We start from the raw sequence: 23,238 nt of genomic DNA, 5'->3' as shown, positions 1-23,238 counted from the left end.
GTTTGCCTGGTCTACCCAGGTCCAGTTATGAATTCAGTTTCCGATTCTGCCGTGGCTATGCCAGATGTTCAGAGCAGTTTTGATACCCGCCGTTTGCCTATTCAACGAGTGGGTGTGCGCGGCGTGCGTCATCCCATGCTGGTTATGGGAGCCGATGGTGAAGCGATGCCCACGATTGCCGATTGGGAGCTCACCGTTGCATTGCCCGCCGAAGAGAAGGGCACCCATATGTCACGGTTTGTGGCGCAGCTCGAGCATTATCGACGTCGTTCCATGACCCCGGCATTGTTCTGCGAAATGGCCGAGACCATGCTGCCGCTGTTAAATGCCCAGCAAGGCGATATCACCGCAGCGTTTCCGTATTTCATCGACAAGGTGGCACCGGTATCCGGGGTCTCAAGCCTGATGGATTATCAGGTTCAATGGAAGGCTCGCGCCTGCGAAAACGAGGAAACCTGGTTCGAACTTACTGTGGTGGTGCCGGTAACAAGCTTGTGCCCCTGCTCAAAAGCCATTTCCGAATATGGTGCCCATAATCAGCGTTCGCATGTAACCGTCAGTGCCGTACTGCAGCAGCCAGTGTCAATTGATCTGCCCACGTTTATTGCCCGGATCGAAAATCAGGCCTCGTGCGAGCTTTGGGGTCTGCTTAAGCGCAGCGACGAAAAATATGTCACCGAGAGGGCCTACGACAACCCCAAATTTGTCGAAGACCTGGTACGTGACGTGGCCATGACCGTCAAGAACGTCGAGGGGGTCAGCTCGTTCCGTGTCGAGGCCGAGAACTTCGAGTCCATCCACAACCATTCAGCGTATGCGGTCGTCGAAGGCTAGTGGCATGGTCTGGCGTTGCCCTGTCGCGACGCCGGTGTGCTGGATCTTGCAAAAACCGTTTGCCGCCTAGTGCTTGCATTGCCAAATATGCTAGAATAATTGGTTTCTTGCTCGACCTGTTTGGGTAAAACCGGTACAGGCGGGCTGACCCTTTTGGCAATCGTGCCAAAAGACATCCACAAGGAGTATTTCATGCGCCACTACGAAGTAGTGTTTATCGTGCACCCTGATCAAAGCGAGCAAGTGCCTGCCATGATCGAGCGCTACCAAGCCGTTGTTACCGGCGAAGGTGGCAAGGTGCATCGCCTCGAAGACTGGGGTCGTCGCCAACTGGCCTACCCCATTCAGAAGCTGGTCAAAGCCCATTACGTCTGCATGAACATCGAGTGCGGCCAAGCTGCTCTGGACGAGCTCGAGCATTCGTTCCGTTATAACGACGCGGTCCTTCGCCACCTGGTCATCAAGACCAAAAAGGCTGAAACAGCTCCGTCCGTCATGATGAAGTCCGTCGAGCGTGAAGAGGCCCGTAAGGCCACTGCCGAATCGGCGAGCGCAGACAAGGAATAACATCGTTTCGTTCGGATTTCTGGCGTGAACCAGCTCGCATTGACGGCGACGGTAACCGAGATCAAACCTCTTCGCTATACACCAGCGGGAGTTCCGGCCCTCGAAATGCAGCTTGAGCACGAATCCGAAGTTGAGCAAGCAGGGATGCCGCGCCGCATCAGCCTTACAGTACAGGCGGTGGCTCTCGGAGACGTTGCCCTGATGCTCACCGATACGCCCCTTGGGGCCAGCCTCGAAATCGAAGGGTTCATCGCCCCGACACGAAAAGGCTCCAGCAAGCTGGTTGTTCATATCCAGCAGGCAAATCGGAAATACGCGGGTGGCGGCTCGGCGGTGGTTTAGCCGGCATACCGAACGAATAGCAAACGCGTGGAACCATCATGGTTCGGCGCATCGTAAATACAATCTCCGAAGCCGGACTTCGGAAAATCGTAAAGGCAAAATCATGGCTTACTTCAGAAAAGGCAAAGAGAAGCGCAAGTTCAACCAGCAAAATCCGCTGTTCAAGCGCCGCAAGTTCTGCCGCTTCACGGCTGCGGGCGTCGAGCAGATCGACTACAAGGATCTCGACACTCTGCGTGATTTCATCCAGGAAAACGGCAAGATCATCCCTGCGCGCCTGACGGGCACCAAAGCTCACTTCCAGCGCCAGCTCGATACGGCCATCAAGCGCGCGCGCTTCCTGGCCTTGCTGCCCTACACCGACAACCACAAATAAGCCGAGGTTATCGTCATGCAAGTCATTCTGCTCGAAAAAGTCGTCAACTTGGGTAACCTTGGCGAAGTCGTCCGTGTTCGTGACGGCTATGCCCGTAACTACCTGATCCCTAAAAAGATCGCCCGTCGTGCGACGGATGCTGCTCTCAAGGAATTTGAGGCTCGCCGCGCCGAGATCGAAAAAGCCCAGGCCGAAAAGCTGGCTGCCGCCGAAGCCATGGGTGCCAAGCTCAATGGCCTGACCCTCAAGGTTGCACAAAAGGCCGGCGTGGACGGCCGCTTGTTTGGTTCGGTCACCACCATGGATATCGCGACTGCGCTGGCTGCCGAAGGTTTCGAAGGCATTCAGAAGTCCCAGATCCGCCTGACTGACGGTGCCATCAAGGCCGTGGGCGAGTTCCCCGTGCAAGTTGTTCTTCACGCTGATGTCGTATCCGACATCACGTTGCAAGTTCAAGGCGAAATGGACTGATCAGTCTGTGCTTTCGCATGGTACATTGGCCGTTTCACGGCCTTTGTACCGCGCTACGCAGTTTGCTAGAAGCCGGCGCGAGCCGGCTTTTTTGTTCACGCCCACTTTGCTTATATATTGGGTATCGGGATGACCATGCTGGACACCAAAAAACCAACCGGAGATTCACAGCTAGACTATCTTCGCGTGCCGCCTCATTCGGTTGAGGCCGAGCAGTCTGTGCTGGGAGGCCTGCTGCTGGACAACGCCGCCTGGGACCGTATAGCCGACGTCCTGGGCGAAGAGGACTTCTACCGTTTCGACCACAAGATCATCTGGCAGCACATTACCCGCCTTATTGGCCTTGCCCGCCCCGCCGACGTCGTTACGGTGTACGAGTCGCTGAGTACGGCCGGCAAGGCCGAGGAAGTTGGCGGCCTGGCCTACCTCAATGCACTGGCGCATAACACCCCCTCAGCGGCCAACATTCGTCGCTACGCAGAAATCGTGCGCGAGCGTGCTATGCTGCGCAAGCTTGTGTCGGTGGCTGACGAGATTTCCGCTACTGCCTTCAACCCGCAAGGCAAGGATGCCCGTCAGTTGCTGGACGAAGCCGAGTCACGCGTCTTTCAGATCGCGCAAGAAGGCTCGCGAGGCGCGGCAGGCTTTCAGGAAATCCAGCCCCTCTTGTCGCAGGTCGTGGAGCGTATCGACGAGCTCTACCATCGCGAGGGTGATTCCGATATCACCGGTGTGCCTACCGGTTTTAACGACCTCGACCGCATGACTTCCGGCCTTCAGCCAGGAGACCTGATCATCGTGGCGGGCCGGCCCTCGATGGGCAAGACCTCGTTTTCCATGAACATCGGCGAGCATGTCGCCATCGAGCAGGGTCTGCCGGTGGCCGTATTCTCGATGGAAATGGGTGCGGTTCAGCTGGCCATGCGAATGGTCGGCTCAGTGGGCATGCTTGATCAGCACCGCATGCGAACCGGCAAGCTTACCAACGAAGATTGGCCACGCTTGACGCATGCTGTACAAAAGGTTCAGGAAGCGCAAATCTATATCGATGAAACGCCGGCACTCAGTTCGATGGAAGTCCGTGCCCGTGCACGCCGTCTGGCCCGCCAATGCGGTCAGCTGGGCTTGATCATCATCGATTATATGCAGTTGATGTCAGCCAATTCTGCCGGCGAAAACCGTGCAACCGAGATTTCTGAAATCAGCCGGTCGCTAAAGGGCTTGGCCAAGGAGCTCAACTGCCCGTTGATCGCACTGTCACAGCTGAACCGAAGTCTCGAGCAGCGTCCGAACAAGCGGCCGGTCATGAGCGACTTGCGAGAGTCGGGGGCGATCGAACAGGACGCTGACCTTATCTTGTTCATCTACCGGGACGAGGTATACAACCCGGACTCGCCCGATAAGGGTTCGGCAGAGATCATTATCGGCAAGCAGCGTAACGGCCCGATCGGGATGGTGCGGCTGACCTTCCAGGGTTCGAGCACCCGGTTCCTGAACTACACGCCCGGGATGACAATCTGATCGAGTGTCAGGGTTGTAAATTCAATTCTTGTGCCGCCTGCTTCAAGCTGTGCGGCACAGGCCGCAACACCGACTGGCGCTCAGTAATGTTAGCCCTATCCGGGTTCAGCCTTGATCTTGAACTGGTGTTTTCTGACCACCAGTGGCCGCATTACGACGGCAGTACGCTTGCAGTCGCCCTGGTCCATGTTTACCGGGATACCCGCCGCGGCCTTCGCGCGTAAATGCCGGCAATCACTGCACTGGCAACGAGCTGCAGTTGATGAAACACCATCAATGGTAAAACCACCGAGCCAACCACATGAGAGGCAAACAGAATGTTGGCCATCGGAATTCCCGTCGCAAGACTCTTTTTTGACCCGCAAAACAGCAAGGTGATCCTGTCTTCGATCTCCAGGCCCATCAGGCGTCCCACACCAAGACTCAACAGCATCACCGTGGCCAGCAACAGCGCGCTGATCACAAGGACGGCCACCAAGGATTCCACCGAAGTGCGCGCCCACAGACCATCATTGACTGCTGCCGAAAACGCCGTGTAAACCACCAGAAGAATTGTTCCCTGGTCAAGCTGCTTCAAGATTACGTTACGCCGCACGATCCACGCGCCTATCCAGGGGCGTGAAAGGTGCCCCGCCATAAATGGCAGCAGCAGTTGAAGCATGATCTTCCAGATCGTATCGTAGTGCAGATCTACCGACGCAGAAGCGGTGTCAAGCAGCAGGAGGCCTACCAAAACCGGTGTAATGAACACGCCCAGCATGCTTGAAGCAGAGGCGCTGCAAACGGCGGCTGGCACGTTTCCGCGTGCCATCGAGGTAAAGGCGATGGCCGACTGTACCGTGGCCGGAAGGCAGCACAGGAAGAACAGCCCCACCTGCAGTTCGGACGTCAGGAAGCGACTGGTCAGTGGTGCACTGATCAGGCCCAGAACGGGAAACACAATGAAAGTGATGGCGAAGATCACAGAGTGCAATCGCCAATGCGTCATTCCCGAGACAATCGCCTCGCGTGAAAGGCGGGCGCCATGCAGGAAAAAGAGCAGTGCGATGGCAAACGTGGTCAGCCATCCAAGGGCTTCGGCGGCGATACCGTGGGCGGGCAGGAAGCTCGCCACTGTGACGACAATCAGCAGTTTGATCAGGAAAGGGTCGATGCGCGGCATAAGGGGGTTGGGAGTTTGGCTGGGGCGTTGCCCGTTTGGTGAAGGTATTGAGCGCCGCGTCCAGAATCAGCGAAAACGCGTATTTTCGCTCATGTTCAGGGCCATGTCATAGGCAGCCCTGAGCGAGGCGGGGTCGGCAATTCCCTTGCCGGCGATATCGAAGGCGGTGCCGTGGTCGACGCTCGTGCGGATGAAAGGCAGCCCCACCGTAACGTTTACGCCATCTTCAACTCCAAGGTATTTGACAGGAATCAGTCCCTGGTCGTGGTATTGGGCAACCACAATGTCGAACTCCCCGCGGCGTGCCCGCATGAAGATGGTGTCGCCTGGCCAGGGGCCGCTGACGTTCAACCCGGCTTCGCGGGCCAGGTGGATAGCCGGTTCGATGATTTCGATTTCTTCCGAGCCGAAACGTCCGTTTTCGCCGGCGTGCGGGTTCAGTCCTGCCACCGCGATACGGGGTTGGGTGACACCAGCCTCCAGACAGGCTCGCTGGGCCAGCCGGATGGTCTCGAGCTCACTCTCGATCGTGATGTGATCGAATACATCCCGCAGGGCCAGATGTATGGTCACCAGAATGATGCGCAACTCTGGATTGGCAAGCATCATGGCGTAAGACGTGGTGCCCGTGCGCTCAGCCAGGATCTCGGTATGGCCCGGAAAATCCACACCCCCCAGTTGCATGGCCTCCTTGTTGAGAGGTGCCGTCACGATCGCCCGTACGTGTCCGGCGATGGCGTCGTCGATGGCTTGATTCAGATATTGGTATGCGGCTTTGCCCGCCGCCGCATTCAATTGTCCTGGAACCAGGGTGGATGGCAGTGGGACCCACCGGTTGACCACAGGCAGCGTGCCGGTCAGCGAGCCGGCAGACAAATCGTCAAAATTGTCGAATGCGATGATGGGTGGAGTCGCAAGGTTGAGCGCCTGGGCGGTGCGCCGAAGCACTCCTGCGTCGCCATACACCACCGTGGGATAGTCCAGCCCTGAGGCAAAGAGCTTCAGGATGATCTCGGGGCCGACGCCTGCCGCATCGCCCAGGGTAATCGCAACGGGGCGCCGGTCGGGTGACGTGGTGTTCATGAAAGGTTCATGGGCAGGTGGATGATGTCGGGGAAGTCACAGCGCTTCGCTTGCATAATCGGCAAGACGAGAGCGTTCTCCTCGTTGCAATGTAATGTGCCCGGCATGCGGCCAGCCTTTGAATCGATCGACCACATACGTCAGGCCCGAACTGCCTTCGGTAAGGTAGGGAGTATCGATTTGCGCGATATTGCCAAGACAGACTATTTTTGTTCCGGGACCCGCTCGGGTGACAAGAGTCTTCATCTGTTTTGGAGTCAGGTTCTGGGCTTCGTCGATGATCAGGAACTTGTTCAGGAAGGTCCGGCCTCGCATGAAGCTCAGGGACTTGACCTTGATACGTGAACGGATCAGTTCCATGGTGGGGTTCTTGGCCCATTCCTGGCCGCTGCCGCCAGTGCCAAGGTCATTTCCGGATCCCAGATGCAGGACTTCCAGATTGTCTTCGAGGGCGCCCATCCATGGAAGCATTTTCTCTTCTTCGGTACCGGGCAGAAAGCCGATGTCATCACCCACGGGAACCGTCGCCCGGGTAATGATGATTTCGTTGTAACGTTTTGTTTCAAGGGTTTGTGTCAACCCTGCAGCCAGGGCCAGCAGTGTTTTTCCGGTGCCTGCCTGACCCAATAACGAGACAAAATCGCAATCCGGATTCATAAGCAGGTTCAGGGCGAAATTCTGTTCGCGGTTGCGCGCCGTGATGCCCCACACATTGTTCTTGCCATGACTGTAATCGCGCAAGGTTGCCAGAACCGCGCTCTTGCCGCTTACTTCCTTCACCTGCGCGTACAGTGGGAGATCGCCTTCGAGGTACACAAATTCATTGACTATGAAATCGGCACACATGGGGCCCTTTACCCGGTAGTACGTGGTGCCGCCTTGCTGCCAGGACTCAACATCTTTGCCATGTTTGGTCCAGAAATTTTCCGGCAGGGGCATGACACCGTCGTACAGAAGATCGGAGTCGTCCAGGACACGGTCGTTGTAATAGTCTTCGGCTTCGAGGCCAAGCGACAGTGCCTTAAGCCTCATGTTGATGTCTTTCGACACCAGAATGACCTGCCGTTTGGCGTATAGGCCCTGAAGCGCATGGACCACCTGCAGGATGACGTTGTCGGCTTTGCCCAGGGGAAGTTCAATGGGCAGGTCTGACGTCAGGGCTGAAGTCTGGAAATGCAGGGAACCCAGGGCCTCTTGATTGCCCAATGCATCCAGGGCGATGCCCTTGCTCAGGTCGCCGCTTGCGCCTACCAGGCCATCAAGGAAGCGGCTGACCTGGCGTGCGTTGCGCGAAACTTCTGACATGCCCTTTTTTTGATGGTCAAGCTCTTCCAGTACGATCATGGGCAGAAAGATGTCGTGCTCTTCGAACTTGAACAGGGAATTCGAATCGTGCAGCAGCACGTTGGTATCCAGGACGAACAGCTTGCGTTTGGAGGCGGGCAGGCGAGTTTTCTTGGCGGGTTTGTTGTCGACCACAGCCAGACGGGGTTGCCTTGTGGTTGTAGTAGGGGCCGGCGGGTTCGCCCGTGGTTGGGTGGTCGTACGCGCGGCGGGCGCTGGAGCCGGTGCTGATGCCGGGGCCGGCGCTTTGGCGGCGCCGGCTTCGACGGCCTCATCATCCAGGGACAGGATGGTTCCCATTCGGGTGGGCAGCTTGGGCAGTGGCATGAGGCGTTTGCTCCTGGTGGTGGTCGTCGAGACTGGGAATCAGAGGGCTTAAACAGCAGATTGGCGCAATGTCTCGAGCACGGCCTCGACATGCCCCGGAACACGCAGGCCACGCCATTCGTGAACCAGGACTGCTTTGGGGTCGATCAGGAAGGTGCTGCGCTCGATTCCCCGGACTTGTTTGCCGTACATGTTTTTCATCTTCATGACGCCGAACAGATTGCAAAGGGTCTCGTCCGGGTCGGCAATAAGCGGGAAGGGCAGCGATTGCTTTTCAATGAAGTTGCCGTGGGTTTTGAGAGAATCGCGCGAAACACCAATAATTTGTGCTCCTGCCTTCTGGAATTCTTCATGCAAATCGCGAAATCCCTGCGCCTGGGTAGTGCAGCCCGGCGTGTGATCTTTGGGATAAAAGTACAGGACAGTCCATTGACCGATCAGAGAGGCCTTGGTGATGTCGCCGGCAGTGCTGGCGGCGGTAAAGTCGGGAATTTCCTTTCCGACGGTGACTTGACTCATTGTGCAGGCTCCAATGGCAACAAGGCCGCGACCACGCGTCGGCCTTCTGACATCAAGATGTTATAGGTGCGAGCAGCCGCCTGGGTGCTCATGGATTCGACGCCTATACCCATGGCCAGCAGTTCGCCGGTTATTTCTGGCGACAACAGGCGCTGTTTGTTGCCCGTTCCGATCAGAAGGACCTCGGGTGCGTCGGCAGGACGAGGGGGCGGTGTGCCATCAAGAAAGTCCATCGGGCTTGTACGCACTTCGGACAGCCCGGCGGCCAATCGTAGCAGCGTGATGCCAATGGCTTCGGGCTTATCGACCGGCCAATGGTGAATCTCGCCTTCCGGGCCAAAAAATACGGCGTGCCTGTATGCAATGGCGTTGATCTCGATGTAGTCGTTTCCGTAAGCTGTAACAGTGTTAAGCGCGGGGTTGGATTCGGACTGTAATTGCACTCGTATTGCTCCCATCTGCATCTCGATCATAGCGCAAATGATTTGCCGCAGTACACGCCGGGCCCCCGGTGGCTGCGCCTGCTTAAATGGCCATGCGCCACTAAATGCACCTAAAGCCGGCTTGGCTTTTTACTGCACCATGATGATCGTTTAAACTAACGGGTTATCTTTTGCTTCGTATATTCGCCGCTTTATTTTGTTGACGCGCGGCTTTCTTTTTCGGCCTCAAGGACCCCATCATGACGAATTTTCCTCGCATAGAGCGCCTGCCTCCCTATGTCTTCAATATTACGGGCGAGCTCAAAATGGCGGCGCGCCGTCGCGGCGAGGACATCATTGACATGTCGATGGGCAATCCTGACGGCCCTACACCCAAGCATATCGTTGACAAGCTCATCGAGGTGGCCAGCCGTCAGGACACGCATGGCTATTCGGTATCCAAGGGTATTCCACGTCTGCGGCGTGCAATTACCGGCTGGTACGAACGCAGGTACGACGTGAAGCTTGATCCGGACACCGAGGCAATTGTCACCATAGGCTCCAAGGAAGGCCTTGCGCATCTGATGCTTGCCACGCTCGATCGTGGTGACACCGTCTTGGTGCCGAATCCCAGCTATCCCATTCATATCTATGGTGCCGTCATTGCCGGAGCCAACATCCGTTCGGTTCCCATGGTGCCAGGGGTGGATTTCTTTGATGAAATCGAGCGGGCGGTACGCGAAAGCATTCCCAAGCCAAAGATGATGATTCTGGGCTTCCCCAGCAATCCGACCGCGCAGTGTGTCGATTTGTCTTTCTTCGAGCGGGTGGTGTCGCTGGCCAAAGAACACAATATTCTTGTAGTTCATGATCTGGCATATGCCGACATCACCTTCGACGGCTATGTGGCGCCTTCCATCATGCAGATCGAGGGTGCGCGCGATGTAGCGGTCGAATTCTTCACCATGAGCAAAAGCTATAACATGGCTGGCTGGCGCGTGGGCTTCATGGTGGGCAACAGCGAATTGGTCAATGCCTTGGCACGCCTCAAGAGCTACCACGATTACGGCACGTTTACGCCCATTCAGGTGGCGGCCATTGCAGCCCTCGAGGGGCCCCAGGACGAGGTGCGTCGCGTCGCCGAACTGTATCGCAGCCGGCGTGATGTGCTTGCCAAGGGCCTGCACGAGGCCGGGTGGCCGGTCGATATTCCCAAGGCGTCCATGTATATCTGGGCAAAGATTCCCGATTTTTATAAAGATCTCGGTTCCCTGGAGTTTTCCAAGAAACTGCTGGCGCAAGCCAAAGTCGCGGTTTCGCCCGGCATCGGCTTCGGCGAGTACGGCGACGATTACGTTCGGTTCGCCCTGATTGAAAACGAGCAGCGCATCCGCCAGGCGGTGCGCGGCATCAAGGAAATGTTCCGAAAGGACGGACTAGGTAAATGAAAGCAGTAAAAGTAGGCTTATTGGGGCTTGGCGTTGTGGGTGGCGGCACCTGGAAAGTACTGGCTGACAACGCCGGTGAAATCCAGCGCCGCGCCGGACGCCATATCGAGGTCGCCGGGGTAGCCGTCCGCGATATTCACAAGGCAGAGGCGCTGGTTGGCGACAAGGCCTATATCACCCAGGATGGCATGCGAGTCGTACGCGACCCCGAGATCGACGTTGTGGTCGAGCTTATTGGCGGTGAGACCGTTGCGCGTGACTGGGTCATGGAGGCCATTGCTCACGGCAAGCACGTAGTCACCGCCAACAAGGCATTGCTGGCTCGCCATGGCAACGAGATCTTTGCAGCCGCCGAGGCCAAGGGAGTAACTGTGGCCTACGAGGCCGCGGTCGCCGGTGGCATTCCCGCGATCAAGGCCATTCGCGAAGGCCTCGCCGCCAACAACATTCAATGGGTAGCCGGCATCATCAACGGAACCAGCAACTTTGTGCTGTCCGAAATGCGTTCTCGCGGTTTGTCGTTCAATGAAGCTTTGGCAGAAGCGCAATTATTGGGTTATGCCGAAGCAGATCCCACTTTCGATGTGGAAGGTGTGGATGCGGCTCACAAGCTTACCTTGCTTGCTTCCATCGCGTTTGGCATTCCAGTGCAGTTCAACAAGACGCACACTGAAGGCATTTCGCACTTGGCGCGCGAAGATATCGTCCATGCCGAACGCCTGGGTTACCGCATCAAGCTGCTCGCCATCACTCGCCGCAGTGAGCGCGGCATCGAGCTGCGCGTGCATCCCACCCTGATCCCCGCCGAACGTCTGCTGGCAAACGTCGAGGGCGCGATGAATGCTGTCTTGGTCTGCGGCGATGCGGTGGGGCCAACCTTATATTACGGGCAGGGAGCCGGCGAAATGCCCACTGCGTCGGCCGTGGTCGCCGACCTGATCGATGTGGCCCGTGCGATTGATGTCAAACCCGAACACCGGGTTCCGCACTTGGGTTTCCAGCCCGTTTCGGTGGTCGATATTCCGGTATTGTCTATGGACGATGTCGTTTCTTCGTACTACCTGCGGCTACGGGTCGAGGACCGTCCTGGTGTGCTGGCCGATCTGGCACGTATCCTGGCCGACGCCGATATCTCCATCGGTTCGATGTTCCAGGAGCCTCATGGCGACAACGACGCAGACATCATCTTTTTGTCTCACGAAGCGCGCGAAGGCAACGTTGAGGATGCGCTGCGCAAGATTCAATACCTGCCATTCGTCAAATCGAAAATCACTCGCCTGCGCATGGAGCATCTGCTATGAAATACCGCTCGACCCGCGGGGGAATGAGCCCGCTGCCTTTTTCTGACATTCTGCTTGAAGGCCTGGCTCCCGACGGTGGCCTGGCACTTCCCGAGTCATTGCCACAGGTCACCGCTGAGCAGCTCGAGTCGTGGCGTGCGCTGGATTATCCAGGCCTGGCGACCGAAGTGTTGTCATTGTTCATCGATGATATCCCCCGCGCCGACTTGCAACGGCTTGTTCAGGCGGCTTATGCGCCGGGAGTGTTCGATTCGCCAGATGTAGTGCCGGTCAAGCCTTTATATGGCAACACCAGCCTTCTGGGCCTGTCACAGGGCCCGACGCTCGCTTTCAAAGACATGGCCATGCAGTTTTTGGGTCAGGTTTTCGAATACGTGCTTGCCAAGCGGTCGACAACATTAAATATTGTCGGCGCCACCTCTGGCGATACCGGCTCGGCTGCCGAGTATGCCTTGCGAGGCAAGAAAGGGGTCGCGGTATTCATGTTGTCGCCCCATGGTCGCATGAGCGAGTTCCAGCGTGCACAGATGTATTCGCTTCAGGATGCCAATATTCACAACCTGGCGGTAAAGGGAGTATTTGACGAGTGCCAGGACATTGTCAAAGCGCTGGCCGGCGATCTTGAGTTCAAATCTGCCTACCGCCTGGGAGCCGTCAACTCGATCAACTGGGCCCGCATCGCCGCGCAGATTGTCTATTACTTCTGGGGCTGGCTACGCATCACATCCGGACCCGGACAGCAGGTGTCTTTCTCGGTGCCCACCGGAAACTTCGGAAACATACTCTCGGGTCACCTGGCACGCGAAATGGGTCTGCCCATTGCGAAGCTCGTATTGGCTACCAACGAGAACAATGTGCTCGAAGAATTCTTCCGCACCGGTGTCTACCGCCCGCGTTCTGCTGCCCAGACGCATGCAACCTCCAGTCCTTCCATGGACATTTCACGCGCGTCGAATTTTGAGCGTTTTGTGTTTGATCTGGTGGGGCGCGATGCACAAAAGGTTGCCAGCCTGTGGGCCAAGTTGCAGCAAGACGGCGAATTCGACCTCAGCGAGCTCAAGCCACAATTCGAGTCACGCTATGGCTTTGTGGCCGGAGTCAGCACGCATGCGGACCGGCTCAAGACAATCCGCAGCGTCTATGATGACACCGGCATCCTGATCGATCCGCATACTGCGGACGCCGTCAAGGTAGCTGCCCAGCACACAAACGCGGAAATTCCTATGCTTGTGCTCGAGACGGCGCTGCCGGTCAAGTTCCAGGACACCATACGAGAGGCGACAGGCCAGGTCGCACCGGTTCCCCCTCATTTGCAGGGGCTTTCGTCTTTGCCCCAGCGGGTACAGGTCATGGAGTGCGATGCCGGCCTGGTCAAAGAGTACATTCGCCGGCACGCCGAGCTTTAGGCAAGACTGGGCCAAGCCATGCTGGTTCTGGGTAACGTGCTTGCAGTAGGAGTCGGCGCTGCGTTCGGCGCCATTGCCCGCTGGTTGCTCGGCCTGTGGTTGAATTCGTATTTGGCTTCGCTTCCGTGGGGCACCTTGGCTGCCAATTTGCTCGGGGCCTACCTGATTGGAATTGCGTTGGGGTGCTTCCTTCTTTTTCCCGAGACCCCAGGCTGGTTAAGGTTGCTGGTGACCACCGGCTTTCTTGGGGGGCTGACGACCTTCTCGGCTTTCTCTGCAGAAACTGTTGGTCTGCTGGAGCGGGGTCATTATCTGTCGGCTGTCGGCTATTCAGGTCTCAGCCTGCTTGGAGCCTTGATGCTTACTGCCGCAGGCTTATGGACGGTGAGTGCACTGCGGGGATAGGTGTCACTGCCGCTTCAGTTGTCGCAGGACCAGCCTTGGGATAATTGCCGGGCTGCGCTGATGCCACTGCGTACTGCTCCCTCAAGCACTGCCGGGTAATCGGTGTCTGTCCAGTCGCCGGCCACGAATACATTTTTCCATGGTGTCGTGTTTTTCGGTCGCTGCAGGCCCGGGACAGCTGCAAAGGTAGCCCTCTTTTCGGTAATCAGTTCAAACGCCCGCACACTGGGCATTGGTGCGTAGCGACTGGTCTGATCCTTGATCTGTGTGATCACCCCTTCGACGATCTGCCGGACCGTCCATCGGGAGAGGTCGCGCGCATGGCTGATGACGACATTGACCCGGCTTGTCCCAAGCGGGGTACTCAGGAAGGTATTGCAGTGGAACAGCCATTGGCCGAACTGCGCTCGGTCCGGCGAGTCAGTCAACATCAACATGGGTTCAGGCATATCCCAGATTTTCGTAAGATCCAGAGTCAGGGTCGCAATGGGCAGCGATTGAAAAGCCTGTATTTGCTGAATATATGCATCGGCTCCGCTGACGCTTGGCAATCCTTCCAGCAAACGCCCGGCGGATGGAGCGTTGGTTGCAATGATGACAGCGTCGAACGTGTCTTGGTCTACGTGCACCGCGTCGCCATGTACGATCTGGCGAACCGTATGGCCGCGTGCAATACTTATTTCAGGCGGCAAGTGTTCCGGCCACAGTGTCGATAAATCAACTCGGGGAATCAGAACCCGACAGGCTTCGGGTCCTGCCCCAAGGCTGTCGCGCAGGACGTTGGCGAAAAGCTGGGCGCACGCCCGGTCGATGGGAGTGTTAAGTGCGGCCAGACAAAGGGGCTCCCAGAAATACCGGACCATCCGTTGCGATTGCTTGCCGTGTTGCAACCATTGAGCAACCGTTGGGCCCTGTATTGCGGGTTGGCCGGCATGATGATCACAATGGGTGTCGACATTCGGCGCGATACTCCATTTTTTTGAAGCAAGCGCGGCCATGCTTGCGACGAGCCTGAGCTTGTCCAGCGTGCTCATCCCCCTGGCGAGCAATAGCGCGGACGGCACGGCAAGCGGCCCGATACGCTCGGGCACGCGAAGCGAGAAATTACCGTCGGCAGAGGCGATGGTCAGTGGCATGGGGTACAGAAGCTTCTCTGTGTCCAGGCCAAGGCGGCGCATCAAGTCAAGTGTTCGGGTATATGCTGCCAGGAGTATGTGTTGGCCGTTATCGAGTTCAGAATTCAACTTCGGAGAAAACACGCTGCGCGCGCGGCCCCCCAGGCGGTGCCCCGACTCGTACACTGTGACCCGGTGCCCGTGCAGATGCGCTTCGAAAGCCGCGGCGAGCCCGGCCCAGCCTGCGCCGACAACAGCAATCTTCATCGCCCAAGGCGTTTGATCAGGCCGCGTCCACCCCCCACCCAGGTTTTCCAGGCCAACCAGAACTTACGGATGGGAGTAAGGGATATGCGCTGTTCAAGTACATGCCAGCCATCGCGCTCGATTTCGTCCAGCAGGGCGTGGTAAATGGCGGCCATGGCCAAACCGGGACGCTGGTTTCGTCGGTCGACCTCGGGCAGGGCCAACACGGCTTCGCGATAATACTGGCGCGCACGTTCTGCCTGGAACTTCATCAATGCTTCGAAACGCTCGGAATGCTGGCTGGCCAGAATCTCGGATGCCTTCACGTCGAACTTCTGCAATTCGTCGATGGGCAGGTAGATGCGGCCACGGCGCGCATCGTCGCCGACATCGCGAATGATGTTGGTCAGCTGAAATGCCAATCCAAGCTTATCGGCGTATACCAGGGTAGCTTCGTCCGTGTAGCCAAAAATACCTACCGATAATTCCCCGACCACCCCGGCTGCGTGCCAGCAGTATTTGCGCAGGCCCGGCCAATCCAGGTATCGGGACTGGTCCAGATCCATCTCCATGCCGGCAATCACTGCATGCATGCGGTCGGCCGTAATGCGACGCTGGGCCAGATGAGGCAAAAGCGCTCTGGTTACGGGGTGATCAGGCTTGCCGGCAAACAGCCGGTCGACCTCTGTATGCCACCAGGCAAGTTTGCTTCTGGCGACTGAAGGGTCGCTGCATTCGTCGACCACGTCATCGACTTCCCGACAAAATGCGTAGAGCGCAATGATGGCCTTGCGCTGCTCCGGCGGAAGAAACAGGAATGAGTAGTAAAAACTTGATCCGCTGGTAGCGGCCTTGTTCTGGCAATATTCGTCAGGGCTCATTGGTGCTGGAAGCCGGAGTAGGGTGGGGATGCGCGGCGTCACGCAGCGTGCGCCAGGAAAGCAGGGCCCAATCACGCTTGCGCAATGTGGGTCTGTGCCGGAATACGTCGTAGTGTAATTGTTCCATGCGTTCGAGGATACGCAGTCCGCCGTATACGATCATGCGAAGTTCGAGGGCGATGCGTCCGGGAAGCCGACGAGCGAGCGGCAGCCCCTCAAGGAGCAAGCTGCGAGCTTGCGTGGTTTGCTCGCTCATCAGCGCAATCCAGGCGGCGTCGCACAGGCCTTTATCAATATGCGATTCGCTGACTCCGTGGCGTTTCAGTTTGTCTTGCGGCAGATAAACACGCGACTTCTTCCAGTCAATGGCCACATCTTGCCAGAAGTTCACCAATTGCAGTCCGGTGCAAACGGCGTCGGACTGGCTGCGGTTGAAGGCATCGTCTGCGTCGTACAAGTGCAGCAGCAAGCGTCCCACCGGATTGGCCGAGCGTGTGCAATAGTCCAGCAAGGCTGCTTCGTCTGCATAGCGATGCGTAGTGACATCCTGTTCAAACGCCGACAAAAGATCCAGAAACGGCTGCAACGGTAATCCGTGGGTTTTGATGGTGTGTGCCAGCGGACCAAAGACGCCATATAAAGGATGCGAAGCTGAAATCGCATGTCCGTTACCCAGGCAAAGTAACGCTTCGCGATAGGCGGCCAGCTTCTGAAGCCTGATGTCGGGTTCGTCATCCCCTTCGTCGGCAATGTCGTCAGCGCTGCGGGCAAAGTGATAGATATGCGAGATCGGGGCGCGCAAGCGGCGGGGCAACAAGACAGAAGCTACCGGGAAATTCTCATAGTGGTCCCGGGGCTGCACATCGAATGTCGACATGGATTAGACTTTCGCTATTAGGGGAGTTTTATGCCACGTCCAATTTCGGCTTCGATTTCGTTGTCGTCTTTAAAGCACAATCTGGCGGTCGTCGCCCAACAATTGATCAGTTTCAGTCAACAGAACCGCCGGGTTGTCCCCAACATTTGGGCGGTCATCAAGGCAAATGCGTATGGCCATGGCATTGATAATGCGGTGCGGGCATTTGGCCAGGCCCAGGGTCTTGCCATGCTTGATCTGGATGAGGCCGTCCGGTGCCGCGAACTGGGGTGGGACAAACCCATCCTGATGCTCGAAGGCTTTTTTGAGCCCTCCGACATCCGCGTTTTTCGAGATTATAGTTTATGGACTACGGTGCATTGCCAGGAACAGCTGGACATGCTCAAGGCCGCCGCGCCTGGGCCAGGCCTGAATGCGATGATCAAGCTCAACACGGGGATGAGCCGGCTGGGTTTTTCACCCGCCGCCTTTGCCGGAGCGTACCGGCAGGCGCTCGAAGAGCAATCAAGGGGAGCGCTTTGCATTGTCGGAAAGATGACACACTTTGCGCGATCGGATGACGACGCTCGTGTCACCGAAGCACAGTTCAATCTGTTCATGGATGTCTGTCGCGACTTGCCGGGGCCAGTCAGTCTGTGCAACTCGGCCGCCACGCTGACACCACGGTACTGGTTATGGGCACCGCCCGAGCTTGAGCAATGGGTTCGACCAGGAATCTGTCTGTATGGTTCGACTCCGTTCCCGGGTCAGTCGGCAGAAGATCTGGGCCTGGAGCCGGCTATGACGCTGAAGTCCCGTATCATCAGTGTCCAGGAGGTTCCCGCCGGCCAGGGTGTGGGGTACGGACATGTGTTTGTCGCTTCCCAGCGGATGCGGGTCGGGGTGGTGGCCTGCGGTTATGCTGATGGCTATCCGCGCCATGCACCAAATGGCACGCCAGTCACGGTTGATGGTCGCCCAACCCAATTGCTTGGTCGGGTATCCATGGATATGCTCATCGTCGACCTGACTTCCCTGCCCAATGCAGGCATTGGTTCGCCGGTCGTACTGTGGGGTCAAGGCGGGCCTTCAGTCGACCAGGTCGCTCACGCAGCCGGCACGATCGGCTACGAGTTATTATGCGCGCTGGCACCTCGAGTGCCTGTCGACGTCAGCTAGCCCCCAGAAACGGAAGACATATATGAAGAATCAGTGCGTTTTGGTTACGGGAGCAACCAAGGGAATAGGTTGGGCAATCAGTCGTCGTCTGGCCGATCTGGGCTGTCATGTTGTCGGACTTGCCCGTCATACGCAAGACATCGATTTCCCGGGTTATCTGTATTCGTGTGACTTGTCCAATGCAGGGGAAACTGAAGACATCCTGCGGGTCATACGCGAAAAATATCCGGTCGACGGCATTGTCAACAACGTTGGCATTGTCAAGCCTGAGGCTCTTGGCGAAATCGATCTCTCATCCCTTTATCAGGTCTATGATCTGAACTTGCGGGTTGCCGTCCAGGTTACCCAGGCCTTTGTGCCGGCAATGAAGGCGCGTCACGAGGGCCGGATTGTCAATATATGCAGTCGTGTCATACATGGGTCAGCTGGTCGCACGAGCTATTCTGCTGCAAAGGGAGCACTGCTGGCCTGTACCAATACGTGGGCACTCGAGCTGGCGCCTTATGGCATCACTGTCAATGCCGTGTCGCCGGGCCCGGTGGAAACCGAGCTTTTCCGAGAAGCCACCCCAGTGGGAAGCGAGGCAGAAAAGGCGGCGTTGAATACCATCCCTATGGGAAGGTTGGGCCAGCCGTCCGACGTGGCCGCGGCGGTAACTTTCTTCCTGTCTCCCGAAGCCGGCTTCATCACGGGCCAGGTGCTGGGCGTAGATGGCGGCGGAAGCCTTGCGGGGCGCCGTTAGCATGGCCAAGGCCAAAGCCAGGACCACATTTGTCTGCAGCCAGTGCGGTGGTACCTGCCCAAAGTGGGAGGGCAAGTGCCCACATTGCGGCGAATGGAACACTCTGACTGAAACCGTGGCGGCTCCCGCCCAGAACCACAGGTTCGCGCCGTTGGCCGGGGCAAGTCCGGTGCGCAACCTTGCAGAGATCGAGGCACGTGAACTGCCGCGGCAACCCACCGGAATCGCTGAGTTTGACCGCGTGCTGGGGGGCGGACTGGTATCCGGTGCGGTCATTCTCATTGGCGGCGATCCGGGCATCGGCAAGTCGACCTTGCTTCTGCAAGCCCTGGTGTCGCTCTCACGAGTCACTCCGGTCCTTTACGTGACAGGTGAAGAATCCGCCGAACAGGTGGCCTTGCGCGCCCGGCGCCTCGAGCTTCCTACTGAAGACGTGATGCTGCTGGCCGAGATCAGGCTGGAGGCTATTGTCGCGGCGCTGACAGAGCAGAAGCCCAAGGTTGCGGTCATAGATTCCATCCAGACCTTGTACTCGTCCGAGCTCAGCGCGGCACCGGGGTCGGTGTCGCAGGTGCGTGAATGTGCCGCCCAGCTTACAAGGCTTGCAAAGCAAACTGGCACGGCCATTGTGCTGATTGGTCATGTCACCAAGGACGGGGCACTGGCGGGCCCACGTGTTCTCGAGCATATCGTCGATACCGTATTGTATTTCGAGGGGGATACGCATTCATCGTTCCGGCTGGTCAGGGCGATCAAGAACCGTTTTGGCGCCGTGAATGAACTGGGTGTTTTTGCTATGACGGATCGTGGCTTGCGGGGTGTCAGCAATCCGTCGGCGCTGTTCCTGTCTCAGCATGATCGAAATGTTGCCGGTTCATGTGTCATGGCAACCCAGGAAGGCACACGACCTTTGCTGGTAGAAATACAGGCTTTGGTGGATGGCGCTCATGTACCCAACCCGAGGCGGCTTTCTGTGGGGCTGGAAAGCACTCGGCTGGCCATGCTGCTGGCGGTGCTGCATCGCCATGCGGGTGTCGCCACATTTGACCAGGATGTCTTCGTCAACGCCGTTGGGGGGGTGAAAATCACCGAGCCGGCAGCCGATCTGCCGGTTCTTCTGGCCATCATGTCCTCATTGCGGGATAAACCCTTGCCCGAAGGGCTTATTGCATTTGGCGAAGTCGGGTTGGCCGGTGAAATTCGACCCGCGCCCAGGGGGCAGGAACGTCTCAAGGAGGCTGCCAAGCTGGGGTTCCGCCTGGCGCTTGTTCCTAAGGCAAATGCTCCTCGCCAGCCTATCGAGGGCCTGGAAATCTGGCCGGTTGATCGGATAGACGCGGCCATCAACCGCTTGCGGGGCTGATTGCCAATGAGTCTCTGGAACAGGTATCTGGCACCCGGGTTTCGCGCGTTAAGGCGCGACTGGCGATCTGGCGAACTCGTGCTTCTGGCGATTTCATTGTTGATCGCAGCTGCTGCCATAAGTAGCGTCGGTTTTCTGTCCGATCGCGTTTCCAAAGCCCTGGACCGCAGCTCGGCCCAGATGCTGGGCGGCGACCTGGCGCTTTCGTCCGACGAACCGGTTGACGAGTCGATTCTAAATCGTGCTGCTGAGCTGGGCTTGGAAAGCTCCTCATATCGCGTGCTGTCGTCAATGGCCAGCACCGACACAGGGATGGGGCTCGTGTCTCTCAAGGCCGTCGATCCTTCATACCCGCTGCGCGGTGAATTGTTGCTACGGCAAGAAGGGTCCCGGCAGGGGACCAGGGCGGTCGGCGGCCCCGGGCCGGGCAAGGTGTGGATAGATCCGCAATTGACCGGCCTGCTGGGAATCGATGTTGGCGATCTCATTTCTCTGGGCGAATCCTCGTTCGCCGTGGATGCGGTCATCTCCTATGAACCTGACCGGGGCGTGCAGTTCATCAATGTGGCGCCGCGTGTAATGATGCGTCTGGATGATTTGCCCGCGACGGGGTTGCTGGGTCCTGCAAGCCGTGTCCGGGACGTCGTCAAGTTCGCCGGTCCGGAGGCGCAGTTGCAGGCGTTTGAGTCATGGCTTGAGCCACGCCTGGAGCCGGGTCAGCGACTGTCGCACCCTGGCGAAGCGCGGCCGGAGATTCAGCGCTCGTTAAATCGCGCCTACCAGTTCCTGACTCTGGTGGCCTTGCTGACCGTCGTAATATCCGCAGTTGCTGTGGCGCTGGCGTCGCGCCGGTTTAGCCGACGCCATCGGGACTCCGTCGCTGTCATGCGCTGTATCGGGGCGGGTAAGCGGCAGCTGGCAGTCATGTTCGTTACAGAACTGGTAGTCCTTGCCATACTGGCCGCCTCAGTGGGGGTGGTGCTGGCATACGGCATTCAAGCAGGAGTCACCGGGCTCGTTTCTTCCTTGCTGGATGTGGGCTTGCCGCAGCCTTCCTGGACACCTGCCCTGCATGGATACGTTGCCTCGCTGCTGATACTGGTCGGCTTCGTGCTGCCTCCCTTGTCGTCACTGTATCGGGTTCCACCCATGCGCGTGCTGCGTCAATCGCGGGACGAATGGGAGCCAAGGAAATGGGTGGCATACGGTGCCGGCATGGTTTCGTTTTACTTACTGGCATGGGGGATATCGGCCGATGCAAGGATGAGTGCTTGGGTCACCGGTGGGTTCGCGGGTGGCCTGCTCGTTTTTTACGGCGTCGCGTACGTGGTCATTCGCGGTTTGGGAGCGGTGGCAAGCACACTGCACCATGCCTCCCTGTTCCGGTTCGCGCTGCGGGGGATGGTGCGGCGTCCTGGCCTTGCCACCACCCAGGTATGCGCCTTGGGTGTCGGACTGACCGTGATGTTGCTGCTGACCCTGACGCGCATAGATCTGCTCGACGGTTGGAGGGGAACTTTACCGGACGATGCTCCCAACACCTTCCTGATCAATATTCAGCCGGAACAACGCGAGGCAGTGACGGACACACTTGTTGATGCAGGGCTCCGCATTCAGGAGCCCGCCCCGATGATTCGGGGCCGTCTGGTTCAGATCAACGATCAGCCCGTCGATGCGGCGCGCTATGAAGACGAACGTGCTCAGCGCATGGTCGAGCGCGAGTTCAATCTTTCGCACATGCCTGCGTTGCCCTCAAGCAACACCCTTGTATCGGGACGCTGGCTGGACCCCTCAGCGAACGAGGTCTCGCTCGAAACCGGCTTGGCCAAAACTCTGCAGATCGGTCTGGGCGATTCACTGACTTTCGATGTGGCGGGGCAGCTCGTCAGGGTGGTTGTGACGAGCTTGCGGGAGGTGAAGTGGGATTCCTTCGACGTCAATTTCTTTGCCTTGATTTCGCCTGCTGCGCTGTCAGGCGCCCCGGCAACCTATATCACGTCTTTTTATATGCCTCCCCAACTGGCACATTTGAACCGGCAACTGCTCGGCGAGTTTCCTAACTTGACGGTCGTCGATGTTGGGGCAATTCTGGGACATGTCCGACGCATCATCGAGCAGGCTATTGTGGCGGTGCAGATCTTGTTTCTGTTTACGCTGGCCGCAGGCATCCAGGTATTGGCCGCCGCATTTGCTGCGACCCGCGACGAGCGTATTCACGAGGTCGCGGTGTTGAGAGTGTTGGGGGCGGCGGCTCGCAGACTGCGCCTTACGCAGTTTATAGAACTTGTAAGCTTGGGAGCACTATCAGGAGTGCTCGCCGCATTTGTGTCGATTGTGCTGGCGCAAGTTCTGGCAGACAGGGTGTTCGAGTTCTCGCTCGGGTGGCCCTGGTGGCCGTGGTTTGCCGGTATTGGCGGAGGTGTCCTGATCTCGTGGCTGGGGGGCAGACTGGCGCTGCGTGGTGTCTTGCAAACCCCTGCGCAGCGTCTGCTTCGGGAAGCCGCATGATTACCGGGAACAGAATTCGAACCGCAATACTCGATATTCCGGGTGGGGCGATGTGTTTTGATTCTTCACGCATTCAGTCACCATCAGATCAACTGTTCAATCCCGGCAACCCGCAATTGGAAGCTACTTCCGTACAGGTCGGGGGTCGGCAGTCAGCCTGGTTTGTGAGGGCGGAATTTGGCTCTGCAGTGCTGCGCCATTACCGTCGCGGCGGCATGATCGCCAGAATCAGCCGTGACCGTTACATATGGACTGGAGCGTCGTCGACGCGCTCTTTTGCCGAATTTCGTATTTTGCAGGAACTGCACAGCCTGGGCGTAAAGGTACCGGCGCCGCTGGCAGCGGCTTATTGGCGTAGCGGGCCATTTTACCGTGCTGCAATCCTGATCGAGCGAATCCAGGGCGTGCGAACCCTGGCCGAAGCTCCGGCGCATCCCCATGCGGTTGCGCGCGCTATTCACGCCATGCATCGGGCTGGTATCTGGCATGCCGACCTCAATGCCTATAATGTGCTGTTGGATCAAACCGGACAGGTCTGGCTGATTGATTTCGATCGCGCCCGAAGGCGCACCATGAGTACGTCGCTTCGACAGGCAAACTTGCTTCGCTTGCGCCGCTCTTTGCTGAAGGTGGCAGGACAGAACGGAGCCCAATACTGGTCGCAGGTGCAACAGGCTTATGAACAGATCGCCGCCGATTATCGTTAGCTCTCGCACAAAAAACTGACATCCAAAAAGCTTTATCATCTCGTCTTTTCGGTGTATGGATTCCGGAGGCTTTCATCGTGGGTTTAAAGAAGGTCACGTCGTGGCTGCTGGCA

General features: G+C 57.9%; 23 protein-coding genes. 15 read left to right on the top strand and 8 right to left on the bottom strand.

Going from position 1 to position 23,238, the window contains the following annotated elements; genetic code table 11:
- Positions 1-27: 27 nt before the first annotated feature.
- From folE2 to Q1J88_RS00150, 6 genes are all read left to right on the top strand, one after another.
- Positions 28-834, top strand: coding sequence for a GTP cyclohydrolase FolE2 (folE2, locus tag Q1J88_RS00175; protein WP_301115372.1), 807 nt, complete (start codon positions 28-30; stop codon positions 832-834).
- A gap of 192 nt (positions 835-1,026) precedes the next feature.
- On the top strand, positions 1,027-1,401 hold the full coding sequence (rpsF, locus tag Q1J88_RS00170) for a 30S ribosomal protein S6 (protein ID WP_301115371.1): 375 nt from the start codon (positions 1,027-1,029) through the stop codon (positions 1,399-1,401).
- Between the two features lie 24 nt (positions 1,402-1,425).
- Positions 1,426-1,743: a primosomal replication protein N gene (gene priB, locus Q1J88_RS00165; protein ID WP_301115370.1), complete on the top strand. Its 318-nt coding sequence runs from the start codon at positions 1,426-1,428 to the stop codon at positions 1,741-1,743.
- Between the two features lie 103 nt (positions 1,744-1,846).
- Entirely contained in the window at positions 1,847-2,119 is a 273-nt protein-coding gene (gene rpsR, locus Q1J88_RS00160; RefSeq protein ID WP_301115369.1) for a 30S ribosomal protein S18, read from the top strand.
- 15 nt (positions 2,120-2,134) lie between these two features.
- Positions 2,135-2,590 carry a 50S ribosomal protein L9 gene (gene rplI, locus Q1J88_RS00155; protein ID WP_301115368.1) on the top strand — a complete coding sequence of 152 codons (456 nt, stop codon included), beginning with the start codon at positions 2,135-2,137 and terminating at the stop codon, positions 2,588-2,590.
- Positions 2,591-2,725: 135 nt separating this feature from the next.
- Positions 2,726-4,111: a replicative DNA helicase gene (locus Q1J88_RS00150; protein ID WP_301115367.1), complete on the top strand. Its 1,386-nt coding sequence runs from the start codon at positions 2,726-2,728 to the stop codon at positions 4,109-4,111.
- Positions 4,112-4,301: 190 nt separating this feature from the next.
- On the opposite strand, the gene Q1J88_RS00145 is transcribed toward Q1J88_RS00150, so the two are convergent.
- From Q1J88_RS00145 to Q1J88_RS00125, 5 genes are all read right to left on the bottom strand, one after another.
- A complete protein-coding gene (locus tag Q1J88_RS00145) occupies positions 4,302-5,273 on the bottom strand; it encodes a bile acid:sodium symporter family protein (RefSeq protein WP_301115366.1) in 972 nt (323 codons plus the stop codon).
- A 66-nt stretch (positions 5,274-5,339) separates the two neighbouring features.
- Positions 5,340-6,356, bottom strand: a complete 1,017-nt coding sequence (pdxA, locus tag Q1J88_RS00140) for a 4-hydroxythreonine-4-phosphate dehydrogenase PdxA (RefSeq protein ID WP_301115365.1) — start codon at positions 6,354-6,356, stop codon at positions 5,340-5,342.
- 36 nt (positions 6,357-6,392) lie between these two features.
- Positions 6,393-8,027 carry a PhoH family protein gene (locus tag Q1J88_RS00135; RefSeq protein ID WP_301115364.1) on the bottom strand — a complete coding sequence of 545 codons (1,635 nt, stop codon included), beginning with the start codon at positions 8,025-8,027 and terminating at the stop codon, positions 6,393-6,395.
- 48 nt (positions 8,028-8,075) lie between these two features.
- A complete protein-coding gene (locus Q1J88_RS00130; protein ID WP_301115363.1) occupies positions 8,076-8,546 on the bottom strand; it encodes a peroxiredoxin in 471 nt (156 codons plus the stop codon).
- Positions 8,543-8,989: an Mth938-like domain-containing protein gene (locus tag Q1J88_RS00125; RefSeq protein ID WP_301115453.1), complete on the bottom strand. Its 447-nt coding sequence runs from the start codon at positions 8,987-8,989 to the stop codon at positions 8,543-8,545. Before Q1J88_RS00125 ends, Q1J88_RS00130 begins: the two co-directional genes overlap by 4 nt.
- Before the next feature lie 239 nt (positions 8,990-9,228).
- Between Q1J88_RS00125 and alaC the strand changes: the two genes are divergently transcribed.
- Genes alaC through crcB form a run of 4 tightly spaced genes read left to right on the top strand, consistent with a single transcriptional unit; the run spans position 9,229 to position 13,528 of the window.
- Entirely contained in the window at positions 9,229-10,416 is a 1,188-nt protein-coding gene (alaC, locus tag Q1J88_RS00120) for an alanine transaminase (protein ID WP_301115362.1), read from the top strand.
- Entirely contained in the window at positions 10,413-11,717 is a 1,305-nt protein-coding gene (locus Q1J88_RS00115) for a homoserine dehydrogenase (protein WP_301115361.1), read from the top strand. The genes alaC and Q1J88_RS00115 overlap by 4 nt, the downstream gene beginning before the upstream one ends.
- Positions 11,714-13,123 carry a threonine synthase gene (gene thrC / locus Q1J88_RS00110; RefSeq protein ID WP_301115360.1) on the top strand — a complete coding sequence of 470 codons (1,410 nt, stop codon included), beginning with the start codon at positions 11,714-11,716 and terminating at the stop codon, positions 13,121-13,123. Before Q1J88_RS00115 ends, thrC begins: the two co-directional genes overlap by 4 nt.
- Before the next feature lie 18 nt (positions 13,124-13,141).
- Positions 13,142-13,528, top strand: coding sequence for a fluoride efflux transporter CrcB (gene crcB / locus Q1J88_RS00105; protein WP_301115359.1), 387 nt, complete (start codon positions 13,142-13,144; stop codon positions 13,526-13,528).
- A 14-nt stretch (positions 13,529-13,542) separates the two neighbouring features.
- Here the strand turns inward: crcB and hpnE are convergent, their stop codons facing one another.
- From hpnE to hpnC, 3 genes are read right to left on the bottom strand one after another with little or no spacing between them, the layout of a single operon-like run.
- The gene (hpnE, locus tag Q1J88_RS00100) at positions 13,543-14,910 is read right to left on the bottom strand and encodes a hydroxysqualene dehydroxylase HpnE (protein WP_301115358.1); all 1,368 of its coding nucleotides are present in this window, start codon (positions 14,908-14,910) and stop codon (positions 13,543-13,545) included.
- The gene (hpnD, locus tag Q1J88_RS00095) at positions 14,907-15,770 is read right to left on the bottom strand and encodes a presqualene diphosphate synthase HpnD (protein WP_301115357.1); all 864 of its coding nucleotides are present in this window, start codon (positions 15,768-15,770) and stop codon (positions 14,907-14,909) included. Before hpnD ends, hpnE begins: the two co-directional genes overlap by 4 nt.
- A complete protein-coding gene (gene hpnC / locus Q1J88_RS00090) occupies positions 15,760-16,647 on the bottom strand; it encodes a squalene synthase HpnC (RefSeq protein ID WP_301115356.1) in 888 nt (295 codons plus the stop codon). The genes hpnD and hpnC overlap by 11 nt, the downstream gene beginning before the upstream one ends.
- A 30-nt stretch (positions 16,648-16,677) precedes the next feature.
- On the opposite strand from hpnC, the gene alr reads away from it, so the two are divergent.
- From alr to Q1J88_RS00065, 5 genes are read left to right on the top strand one after another with little or no spacing between them, the layout of a single operon-like run.
- The gene (alr, locus tag Q1J88_RS00085; RefSeq protein ID WP_301115355.1) at positions 16,678-17,805 is read left to right on the top strand and encodes an alanine racemase; all 1,128 of its coding nucleotides are present in this window, start codon (positions 16,678-16,680) and stop codon (positions 17,803-17,805) included.
- Positions 17,806-17,827: 22 nt separating this feature from the next.
- Complete coding sequence (locus Q1J88_RS00080; protein ID WP_301115354.1) at positions 17,828-18,547, top strand: SDR family oxidoreductase; 720 nt, start codon at positions 17,828-17,830, stop codon at positions 18,545-18,547.
- 1 nt (position 18,548) lies between these two features.
- A complete protein-coding gene (gene radA / locus Q1J88_RS00075) occupies positions 18,549-19,910 on the top strand; it encodes a DNA repair protein RadA (RefSeq protein ID WP_301115353.1) in 1,362 nt (453 codons plus the stop codon).
- Positions 19,911-19,916: 6 nt separating this feature from the next.
- Positions 19,917-22,418, top strand: coding sequence for an FtsX-like permease family protein (locus Q1J88_RS00070; protein WP_301115352.1), 2,502 nt, complete (start codon positions 19,917-19,919; stop codon positions 22,416-22,418).
- Positions 22,415-23,125: a 3-deoxy-D-manno-octulosonic acid kinase gene (locus Q1J88_RS00065; RefSeq protein WP_301115351.1), complete on the top strand. Its 711-nt coding sequence runs from the start codon at positions 22,415-22,417 to the stop codon at positions 23,123-23,125. Before Q1J88_RS00070 ends, Q1J88_RS00065 begins: the two co-directional genes overlap by 4 nt.
- The last annotated feature ends 113 nt before the right edge of the window (positions 23,126-23,238 follow it).

This window comes from Pusillimonas sp., from assembly GCF_029263785.1.
Taxonomy (GTDB): Bacteria; Pseudomonadota; Gammaproteobacteria; order Burkholderiales; family Burkholderiaceae_B; genus Pusillimonas.
Note: the sequence above shows the minus strand (reverse complement) of the source record. Positions and strands in the feature narration are given on the sequence as shown.

Excerpts from the sequence above, each read along its gene's own strand:
- folE2 (WP_301115372.1), top strand. The coding sequence starts at position 28 with ATGAATTCAGTTTCCGATTCTGCCGTGGCTATGCCAGATGTTCAGAGC.
- rpsF (WP_301115371.1), top strand. The coding sequence starts at position 1,027 with ATGCGCCACTACGAAGTAGTGTTTATCGTGCACCCTGATCAAAGCGAG.
- rpsR (WP_301115369.1), top strand. The coding sequence starts at position 1,847 with ATGGCTTACTTCAGAAAAGGCAAAGAGAAGCGCAAGTTCAACCAGCAA.
- rplI (WP_301115368.1), top strand. The coding sequence starts at position 2,135 with ATGCAAGTCATTCTGCTCGAAAAAGTCGTCAACTTGGGTAACCTTGGC.
- Q1J88_RS00150 (WP_301115367.1), top strand. The coding sequence starts at position 2,726 with ATGCTGGACACCAAAAAACCAACCGGAGATTCACAGCTAGACTATCTT.
- Q1J88_RS00145 (WP_301115366.1), bottom strand. The coding sequence starts at position 5,273 with ATGCCGCGCATCGACCCTTTCCTGATCAAACTGCTGATTGTCGTCACA.
- pdxA (WP_301115365.1), bottom strand. The coding sequence starts at position 6,356 with ATGAACACCACGTCACCCGACCGGCGCCCCGTTGCGATTACCCTGGGC.
- Q1J88_RS00135 (WP_301115364.1), bottom strand. The coding sequence starts at position 8,027 with ATGCCACTGCCCAAGCTGCCCACCCGAATGGGAACCATCCTGTCCCTG.
- Q1J88_RS00130 (WP_301115363.1), bottom strand. The coding sequence starts at position 8,546 with ATGAGTCAAGTCACCGTCGGAAAGGAAATTCCCGACTTTACCGCCGCC.
- alaC (WP_301115362.1), top strand. The coding sequence starts at position 9,229 with ATGACGAATTTTCCTCGCATAGAGCGCCTGCCTCCCTATGTCTTCAAT.
- Q1J88_RS00115 (WP_301115361.1), top strand. The coding sequence starts at position 10,413 with ATGAAAGCAGTAAAAGTAGGCTTATTGGGGCTTGGCGTTGTGGGTGGC.
- thrC (WP_301115360.1), top strand. The coding sequence starts at position 11,714 with ATGAAATACCGCTCGACCCGCGGGGGAATGAGCCCGCTGCCTTTTTCT.
- crcB (WP_301115359.1), top strand. The coding sequence starts at position 13,142 with ATGCTGGTTCTGGGTAACGTGCTTGCAGTAGGAGTCGGCGCTGCGTTC.
- hpnE (WP_301115358.1), bottom strand. The coding sequence starts at position 14,910 with ATGAAGATTGCTGTTGTCGGCGCAGGCTGGGCCGGGCTCGCCGCGGCT.
- hpnD (WP_301115357.1), bottom strand. The coding sequence starts at position 15,770 with ATGAGCCCTGACGAATATTGCCAGAACAAGGCCGCTACCAGCGGATCA.
- hpnC (WP_301115356.1), bottom strand. The coding sequence starts at position 16,647 with ATGTCGACATTCGATGTGCAGCCCCGGGACCACTATGAGAATTTCCCG.
- alr (WP_301115355.1), top strand. The coding sequence starts at position 16,678 with ATGCCACGTCCAATTTCGGCTTCGATTTCGTTGTCGTCTTTAAAGCAC.
- Q1J88_RS00080 (WP_301115354.1), top strand. The coding sequence starts at position 17,828 with ATGAAGAATCAGTGCGTTTTGGTTACGGGAGCAACCAAGGGAATAGGT.
- radA (WP_301115353.1), top strand. The coding sequence starts at position 18,549 with ATGGCCAAGGCCAAAGCCAGGACCACATTTGTCTGCAGCCAGTGCGGT.
- Q1J88_RS00070 (WP_301115352.1), top strand. The coding sequence starts at position 19,917 with ATGAGTCTCTGGAACAGGTATCTGGCACCCGGGTTTCGCGCGTTAAGG.
- Q1J88_RS00065 (WP_301115351.1), top strand. The coding sequence starts at position 22,415 with ATGATTACCGGGAACAGAATTCGAACCGCAATACTCGATATTCCGGGT.